Source organism: Acidovorax sp. NO-1 (assembly GCF_000238595.1).
Taxonomy (GTDB): Bacteria; Pseudomonadota; Gammaproteobacteria; order Burkholderiales; family Burkholderiaceae_C; genus Acidovorax.
Genome location: NZ_AGTS01000085.1, coordinates 1 through 7878, shown reverse-complemented (window position 1 = coordinate 7878; position 7878 = coordinate 1). Strand labels below are relative to the sequence as shown.

General features: G+C 65.8%; 10 protein-coding genes. 4 read left to right on the top strand and 6 right to left on the bottom strand.

The features are described from left to right. Window positions 1–877: IS481 family transposase (locus KYG_RS13750; protein ID WP_008905517.1), on the bottom strand; the 877-nt coding region annotated here is incomplete at its 3' end. A 70-nt stretch (window positions 878–947) separates the two neighbouring features. Next, a complete protein-coding gene (locus tag KYG_RS13745) occupies window positions 948–1304 on the bottom strand; it encodes a LysR family transcriptional regulator (RefSeq protein ID WP_008905516.1) in 357 nt (118 codons plus the stop codon). 108 nt (window positions 1305–1412) lie between these two features. On the opposite strand from KYG_RS13745, the gene KYG_RS13740 reads away from it, so the two are divergent. The 3 genes from KYG_RS13740 (at window position 1413) to KYG_RS13730 (ending at window position 4597) form a co-directional block, all read left to right on the top strand. Continuing rightward, on the top strand, window positions 1413–1811 hold the full coding sequence (locus tag KYG_RS13740; protein WP_008905515.1) for an OsmC family protein: 399 nt from the start codon (window positions 1413–1415) through the stop codon (window positions 1809–1811). A gap of 176 nt (window positions 1812–1987) precedes the next feature. After that, a complete protein-coding gene (locus KYG_RS13735; protein WP_008905514.1) occupies window positions 1988–2779 on the top strand; it encodes a cation diffusion facilitator family transporter in 792 nt (263 codons plus the stop codon). A gap of 27 nt (window positions 2780–2806) precedes the next feature. After that, window positions 2807–4597, top strand: coding sequence for an alpha/beta hydrolase (locus tag KYG_RS13730; protein WP_008905513.1), 1791 nt, complete (start codon window positions 2807–2809; stop codon window positions 4595–4597). A 25-nt stretch (window positions 4598–4622) separates the two neighbouring features. Here the strand turns inward: KYG_RS13730 and KYG_RS13725 are convergent, their stop codons facing one another. From KYG_RS13725 to KYG_RS13710, 4 genes are all read right to left on the bottom strand, one after another. Then, complete coding sequence (locus KYG_RS13725; protein ID WP_008905512.1) at window positions 4623–4979, bottom strand: non-heme iron oxygenase ferredoxin subunit; 357 nt, start codon at window positions 4977–4979, stop codon at window positions 4623–4625. Window positions 4980–5088: 109 nt separating this feature from the next. Continuing rightward, window positions 5089–5604, bottom strand: a complete 516-nt coding sequence (locus tag KYG_RS13720; protein WP_008905511.1) for a hypothetical protein — start codon at window positions 5602–5604, stop codon at window positions 5089–5091. Further along, window positions 5601–6329, bottom strand: a complete 729-nt coding sequence (locus tag KYG_RS13715; RefSeq protein WP_008905510.1) for a DUF2238 domain-containing protein — start codon at window positions 6327–6329, stop codon at window positions 5601–5603. The genes KYG_RS13720 and KYG_RS13715 overlap by 4 nt, the downstream gene beginning before the upstream one ends. A gap of 150 nt (window positions 6330–6479) precedes the next feature. Next, entirely contained in the window at window positions 6480–6851 is a 372-nt protein-coding gene (locus KYG_RS13710) for a hypothetical protein (protein WP_008905509.1), read from the bottom strand. A 515-nt stretch (window positions 6852–7366) separates the two neighbouring features. Here KYG_RS13710 and KYG_RS13705 point away from each other — a divergent pair. Continuing rightward, a partial coding sequence (locus tag KYG_RS13705; RefSeq protein WP_008905508.1) for a JAB domain-containing protein occupies window positions 7367–7878 on the top strand: 512 nt, incomplete at its 3' end.

Below are 7878 nucleotides of genomic sequence, written 5' to 3'. Positions count from 1 at the left end.
GGGCCGAGTGAGGCCTGCGGGTGTTGTAGTAAGTCAAGAAGGATGGCAGCCAGGCGGTGCGCTCGGTGCTGTGCTGCCACGTTCTGCCGTAGGCCCATTCGCGCAGACAGGTCTGGATGAATCGCTCGGCCTTGCCATTGGTTTGTGGGTGGTAGGGCTTGGTGAAGCAGTGCTTGATACCCAACGCCTGACAGGTCTTGGCGAACAGACGCGAGCGGTAGGCCGAGCCGTTGTCGGTCAGCAGGCGCTCGATGCGCACGCCCAGCGCGGCATAGTGGGCAACGGCGGCTTGCAGGAAGTCCACCGCCGAGCCCTTGCGCTCATCGGCATGCATCTGCACGAAGCCCACCCGACTGTGGTCATCGATGGCCACGTGGGCGAACTCCCAGCCGGCGCCATCGACGGAGTCGCGGCGGTTGCCGGTGACACGGTGGCTGGGTCGCTCGATGCGCCCGAGCTTCTTGGTGTCCATGTGCAGCATGGCCCCGGGAGTATCGTGTTCGTAGCGAAAAACGGGCGCAGCGGGCTGCAGCGCCTTCAGGCTGGAGAGGCCAAGCTTGGCCAACCAGCGACTGATGGTGGCCACGCTGCGCCCGACCACCGCAGCGATGCGGCGCATGGGCATACGGCTGCGCCGCAACTGCTCGATGCGCTGGCCGAGTGCCTCATCAATGGTGCTGCGTGTCTTGGCGGGGCGTGAGCTGCAGTCCATGAGGCCATCGACTCCGCCCACTTCGAAGCGACGGCGCCACTTACGGGCGGTCCGCACGCTGATGCCAGCGGCCTCGGCCGCTGGCATCAGCCCCAGGACGGCAATGCGCTCGATGAGCAATTTGCGTCCTTCAAACGTCAATCTGGCAGTCTTGTGGCTGTTCATCCGGCGGGTTTCCTCTGTGAGTGCTGAAGCGTGGTAACTCCAGTCTCCCAGATGCCGTCGGGTGAACAACCTATTGCAACATCACAACTAGGGCCACCAACTGACCCATGAGCAACTCCCTGAGCACTTCAGGAAACCAGGTGGCCAGGGAGTCGGCATTCACCGCAATGGCCAGGGACACGGGCGCGTGTGGTTTGGCGGTTGGCCCAAGTTCTTGGAGTGCCGATCCTTCAAGGATAGGCAGCGCCTTCACATGGCGCAGCAGCACCTCACCGGCATGCTTGGCCGCTACCGGCCGTTCGCGCTTGACCAGTACCGTGGACAGCGATTCTTCCAGCGCCTTGATGCGTTGGGAGACAGCGCCCCGCGTGATGCTGAGCACGCTGGCCGCGCGGTCAAAGCTTTGCTGCTCGAGTCGCTGGGCCATCAATCGGCATACGTTGCCCGCAACTATGGTACACGCGCTGTGTCAACATGGCCCGATATGCCACACCAAACTGTCTGGAACCCACACATGAACGAGTCCCCCACCTAGATGCGTTTTCACGTCGAGTCCGAGCGCATCGATGCCCACCTGAGCCAGTCCTTGTGCAAATCGGTCCGGATCGGCCTGGACACCGACATGGCCGGCAACCCCGACGCCTTCAACCCGGCCGAGCTGCTGCTCGCGGCGCTGTCGGCCTGCATGGTCAAAGGCATTGAGCGCGTGGTGCCCATCCTCAAGTTTGAGTTGCGTGGCGTGAAGGTGATCGTGGACGGTGTGCGCCAGGACGTGCCGCCCAAGATGGACAGCATCTGCTATCAGATCGTTGTGGACACCGACGAAACGGACCGCCGCATCGACCTGCTGCACGACAACGTCAAGAAGTACGGCACGGTGTACAACACGGTGGCGCCGGGGACCGATCTGGCGGGCGCGATGCGCCGCGCGTGAGAAAGGCCAAGCGATGAGTGCCGGACACGAGCACAGCCACACCCCCGCCAATTTCAACAAGGCCTTTGCCATCGGCATCGGTCTGAACATCACCTTCGTGGCGATCGAAGCCTTCTACGGCTGGAAGATCAACTCGCTGGCCTTGCATCGCGGATGCCGGGCACAACCTGAGCGACGTGGCTGGTCTGGTGCTGGCCTGGGGCGGTGCACTGGCAGGCAAGCTGCGACCCGACCCCCGTCACACCTACGGTTGGAAGAAGGGTAGCATCCTGGCGGCGTTCGCCAATGCCTTGCTGCTGCTGGTGGCGATGGGAGCGCTGGTCTGGGAGGCCGTCGGCCGCCTGCTCGCGCCCGAACCGATGGCGGGCAGTGAAGGTCTGACCATCATGGCCGTGGCGGGCGTCGGCATCGTGGTGAACACGGCGACGGCCCTGCTGTTCATGCGCGGACGCGAGCGCGACCTGAACATCCGGGGCGCGTTTCTGCACATGGCCGCCGATGCGGTTGTGTCGGCCGGCGTGGTGGTCGCCGGTGCGCTCACGCTGTGGATGGGCTGGTTCTGGCTCGACCCGGTGGTCAGTCTGCTGATTGCGGCGGTGATCCTGTGGGGCACCTGGAGCCTGTTCCGGCAATCCCTGCACCTGCTGTTTGACGGCGTGCCTGACGGCGTGCCTGACGGCGTGCCTGACGGCGTGGACCCGCAGGCGGTGCACGACTACCTGGCAGGTCTGCCAGGTGTGAGCCGCGTGCACGACCTGCACATCTGGGCCATGGACACCTCGCAGGTGGCCATAACAGCCCACCTGGTGATGCCCGGCAGCCATCCGGACGACGCATTCCTGCAGGCGGCTACCGATGGCTTGCATGACCGGTTCGAGATCACCCATGTGACGCTGCAGGCGGTGCAGGTGCCGTTCACCGAACCCTGTGGATCGTGGGCCGCCCCGGGTATGCTTGGGCAGCCGTAACACCCCTGCCTGCCCCGGCCCCCGTCCATGTCCCGCGCCACCGCTCCCGCCCCCGCTTGTCCCATCGCCCCGCCCGCCGAGGAGGCGCGTGCGCGCGCCGAGGCGCTGGATGGCCTGCTGCACGCACAGGCAGCGGAACTCTGGGGCGGTCTGTCGCCCATCACGCTGGCGCTGGCCGCCACCGACTGGGCGCTCCACCTGGCCACCCAGCCCGCACAGACGTCGCGGCTCGTCAGTGAGGCCCTGGGAATGGCCACCCATTCCGCCAGGGCCGCGTTGACGCAGAGCCACCTGCCGCGCGGCGCCAGCGAGCGGCCCGATGACCAGCGCTTCCAGGCCGACGCCTGGCAGGCGTGGCCCTATGCATGGATCGTGCGCAACTACCTGGACGCCGAGCGCTGGTGGCGCGACGCCACCCACCTGCGTGGCATGACGGCCCACCACCGCGACGTCGTCGCCATGTTCGCGCGCCAGTGGCTGGACATGCTTTCACCGGCCAACGCCGGCCTGGCCAACCCCGAGGTGCTGGCACGCACGCTGGAACGTCGCGCGGACAACCTGCTGGAGGGCTGGGCGCACGCCTTTGACGACTGGCGCCGCCGCCTGGGTCTGGCGCAAATGTTTGACCACGGCCAACGCTTTGAGCCCGGCGTGGACGTGGCAGTGAGCCCAGGCCGCGTCGTGCACCGCAACCACCTGGTGGAGCTCATCCAGTACCTCCCGACGACGCCCGCCGTGCATGCCGAGCCGGTGTTCATCGTGCCGAGCTGGATCATGAAGTACTACATCCTGGACCTTTCGCCGCACGACTCGATGGTGCGCTGGCTGGTCAATCAGGGGCACACCGTGTTCATGCTCTCCTGGCTCAACCCCGACGAGAGCGACGCGCTGCTGGACATGTACGACTACCTGCAACTCGGCGTGTTCGACGCGTTGGCGGCCATCGGGCGGCGTGTGCCCGGCGAAGCGGTGCATGCGGTGGGGTACTGCCTGGGCGGCACGCTGTTGGCCATCGCCTCGGCGGCGCTCGCGCGGCCCGGGCGGGTGGCCGACGCCGAAGCGCTGCCGCCACTGGCGTCCTTGAGTTTTCTCGCCGCAGAGATCGATTTCACCGAGCCCGGCGAGATGGGCGTGCTGATCGACGAAAGCCAGGTCGCGCTGCTGGAGGAGATGATGGCCGAGCGCGGCTACCTCACGGGCCGGCAGATGGCCGCGAGCTTCCAGTTCCTGCACTCGCGCGAGCTCATCTGGTCGGCCACGCTGCGAGAACTCTGGATGGGCGAGCCGCTGCGGCCGAACGACCTGATGGCCTGGAACGCCGACACCACGCGCATGCCGGCGGCGATGCACAGCCAGTACCTGCGGCGCCTGTACCTGCACAACGAATTGGCCGAGTCGCGTTACTGTGTAGAGAGCCGGCCGGTGTCGCTGAACGATGTCCACCAGCCGATGTTTGTGGTGGGCACGGAAAAGGATCACGTGGCGCCCTGGCGCTCGGTCTACAAACTGCACCAGCTGACGGACGCCGAGATCACGTTCGTGCTGACCAGCGGCGGCCACAACGCCGGCATCGTCAGCGAACCCGGCCATGCGGTCCGACGCTGGCGCGATGCGGTGCGCCGCCCAGGTGACCCGTGGCTGTCGCCGGACGAATGGGAAGCCGCAGCCAAGCTACACGAAGGCTCGTGGTGGACCGCCTGGGACACCTGGATCAAGGCCAAGGGCAGCGGCCGAGAGGTGTCGGCGCGCCAGCTGACTGGACGCGACGGCCTGTGTGGCGCACCGGGAGCCTACGTGCACCAACGGTGTGAGGACTGAGCGCCGGCCCCGGCGGCAGCGTTCTTCAGGCTTCCGGTACGCTGACCCGCACCTGCCCGGACTTCACGCTGACCTTGTAGGTCTGCAGCGCCTTTTCGCCGCGCACGACGTTCAGCAGTTGGATGCCCGGCGGGAAGTTCGCCCAGTCCAGCACCGCGCCGGTGCGGATGTCGAAGCGCGCGCGGTGCAGCGGGCATTGCACCTTGCAGTCTTCCAGCTGCTTGCCGCGCGCCAGCGGCGCGAAGGTGTGGGTGCAGCTGGCTTGTGTCGCGAAAAAGCCATCGCTGAGGTGGTACAGAACGATCTTGTGCTTGTCGACGATAAAGGACTTCATCTCGCCTACGGGCAGTTCGTCCGAACCGCAAAGGGTGTGCCATGTCATGCTGGGGCTCCGTTTGCAGGGAATGGTTGATTGTTGGGCCACGGTGCGCGTCTGGTTGCGATGCGGCCTCTCTTGCGCAGGGCGTGCGGCGGGGCAGTTAGACCGACTGTCACGATGCCATCAGCCGCACCGGCATGGACGCCAGTCGGTCGAAGAGGCGCGCTTCGGCGCGGATCGGCCACCAGTCGTAGAGGAATAGTTCCATCGGCCGCCACATCGCGACCCAGCCGGCGATCGACAGGCTGGCGCGCACCACCTCGAGCATGCCGCCCGGATCGAGCCAGTTCTCGGCCAGCTTGCTCGCGGCGAGGGTGGCGGCCAGGAACGCCAGGCCGATCAACAGGCTGAGCCTGCCGCGGCGGAACAGTTCGCGCAGTCGCCGCCGCGCCGAGGCGCCCTGCAGGTGGAAATGCGCGTGGACCGCGTCGCTGACGGATGCCGTTTCGGAAGACGGGTGTTCGAGATGCACGACCAGGCCGAGCGCCGCATCGCGCGGCAGGTCCTTGGCCGCGTCGACGATGAAGCGCTCGGCGCGCGGATCGAGGTTGCGGGTCGCGAGCGGCGACGCGTCCATGTGGTCGAAGAACTGCTCCAGCTCGGCCACATGCACTTCGATCTCGTTCACCGCCCGGCCTCCCGCGACCGCAGCATGCGCACGGTCTCGCTCTCGCCAAGAGGTGCGGCGCGCTTGACCATCATGCTGTCCTGCCACTCGCGCGCGAAGTCGCGGCGCAGGCGGGCGTTGATGAGCGCAGTCAGCAGCATGGCGATGAACGCGCCGAGACCGGCCAGCGACATGTCCTTGTGCGCATCCCAGACGTCGCCCTGGGTTCCGAGGTAGGCCACCCCCAGCCCGCCGCTGAAGATCTCGGCCGCGGCCCACTCGAACAGTTCGAAGAGTGCAGAGGTCGAGAGGGTCATGTCCAGAGGCAGGAAGTAGCCCCAGAAGCCGCGGGCGTCGGCCACGCGCAGGAACAGCTCGCGCATCGGATAGGCCAGCAGCAGCCCGTACATCAAGTGCACGAGGCGGTCGAAGTGATTGCGCTCCCAGCCCATCACTTCGTTGAGCGAGCGTCCAGTCAGCGCCTTGATCCATGCGTCGTATGGAACCTCGGCGTAGGTGTAGTGCGCACCCACCGTGTGCAGGCAGAGAAACAGGAAGATCAGCGTATAGGACAGGCGCGACATCACAAAGCGGCGACGCGACGCCGACAGCGCGACCGCGAACACGACGACCAGCACGTTCTCAAGCGCCCAGTCGTCCCGGTACCAGGGGTCGATGGCGAGCGCGACCCACACCACGGCGAACAGCGCAGCGAGGAGGGCGAGGTAGCGACCGTGGGAGATCATGCGGCACGATACTTGATTTCAAGGTGGCCGCTGGTATCGATCAAGCATCAGTTGCCGCGAAAAATGGCATTTCATCGGGCGGAGGCGCGAGCCAATGGCATACGCTCTCCCAACATGGGCGCGAGCACATTCTGCAGCCAATCCGCGCAGCTACTTGGCATCAAGCTTTCGCGCGATCGCGATGAACACCCAGACAAGTGCCAATGGAACGAGCACGACGAGCACGACGAGCACGACGAGCAAGTACGGCAGCGAAAGCGCCACCCAGACGAGCCCGACGAACATGGCGCCACCCACGACAAACACGCCGACTCCAGCAAACACAAAGAGCAGGAGGATTGCGACACAGAACAGAGCAACGAGGTCGGCGATCAAACCCGCCAGACCAACGCCACCTTTGAGCGGTCCGGTGATCTCCTGACCGTTGATGACGATCCGTGTCGATCCCGAATCGATGAAGAACCCCCAAACAACGATCGCCAGAATGGCTACTGCAAGGGCGATGGCTGCTTTCTTGGTCATTCGAACGCCTTCAATGATGATTTGCACCAAGGACCGTTTTGCGGCCACCGACCGCCCCGGCGAAACCGGGCACGGAAGGCCCAGGCAGTGGTGTCGGTTCTGGCGGCGGTAGTCATGGTGGGTCCGAATTGTTCTGGATAGATTGTCTTCGTTGGTGTCGGTAGCCGAAGATGATGTGCGTCGATTTCGATAGTGCGTCCCGGCGTACCGCCGTCGGGCTCTGCGGGCTGCGCCCCGCGCCCCGTGCTGGGTCGCGGCCATTCGGCTCCGATCCCTTGACGCCTCCGGCCGAGGGCATGCCCCCGGCCTGCGCGCTTCGCTTGCCTTCCTCACGCCTGCAGTTGTGGAGGGGCTGGCTTGCTGATCCCTTCATCCTTGCACACCGGTCTCGCCGTCAAGGTCTGCGCGCACTGCATGCGCTGGCGGCCGTTCGGCCGTCCTCGAACCTGTGACCGCTGCGCTGCGGCGTGCCGGTTCCGGTCTCGGGCAATCCCGCCCGATCACTGGAGTTGGTCATGCAGCACGATCTGTTTTCTTCCCTTGATTCCTTCCAGGCACTCTCGGTTGCCGCTTCCGCCTTGCTGGTGCGCGATGTCGCGGGCCAGTACCGTCCGGCCGAGGTCGACGAGGTGCTGCTGGCGGCGCAGCAGTTGCTGGCCGCCCAGGTGCGCGGCAGCGACTTGATGGACTCTCCCGCTGTGGTGAAGGACTTTCTGCGTGCCCGGCTGGGCAATCTCCCTCATGAGGTGTTTGCGGTGGTGCATCTCGATGCGCAGAACCGCGTGGTGGACTACGTCGAGATGTTCCGGGGCTCGGTGAGCCAGACATCGGTGTACCCGCGGGAGGTGGTGCGCGATGCGCTGCTTCGAAACAGCTGCGCCCTGGTCCTGGTGCACAACCATCCCAGCGGCGCTGCCCGTCCATCGCGTGCCGACGAAGTTCTGACGCAGACGCTCAAGCAGGCGGCGGCGCTGGTCGATGTGCGGGTGCTCGACCACTTCATCGTGGCGGGCGACTCGGTGAATTC

What these genes read in the sequence shown, in the direction of transcription:
- KYG_RS13725 (WP_008905512.1), bottom strand. Translation starts at nt 4,979, where the DNA reads ATGACATGGCACACCCTTTGCGGTTCGGACGAACTGCCCGTAGGCGAG.
- KYG_RS13730 (WP_008905513.1), top strand. Translation starts at nt 2,807, where the DNA reads ATGTCCCGCGCCACCGCTCCCGCCCCCGCTTGTCCCATCGCCCCGCCC.
- KYG_RS13740 (WP_008905515.1), top strand. Translation starts at nt 1,413, where the DNA reads ATGCGTTTTCACGTCGAGTCCGAGCGCATCGATGCCCACCTGAGCCAG.
- KYG_RS13710 (WP_008905509.1), bottom strand. Translation starts at nt 6,851, where the DNA reads ATGACCAAGAAAGCAGCCATCGCCCTTGCAGTAGCCATTCTGGCGATC.
- KYG_RS13715 (WP_008905510.1), bottom strand. Translation starts at nt 6,329, where the DNA reads ATGATCTCCCACGGTCGCTACCTCGCCCTCCTCGCTGCGCTGTTCGCC.
- KYG_RS13745 (WP_008905516.1), bottom strand. Translation starts at nt 1,304, where the DNA reads ATGGCCCAGCGACTCGAGCAGCAAAGCTTTGACCGCGCGGCCAGCGTG.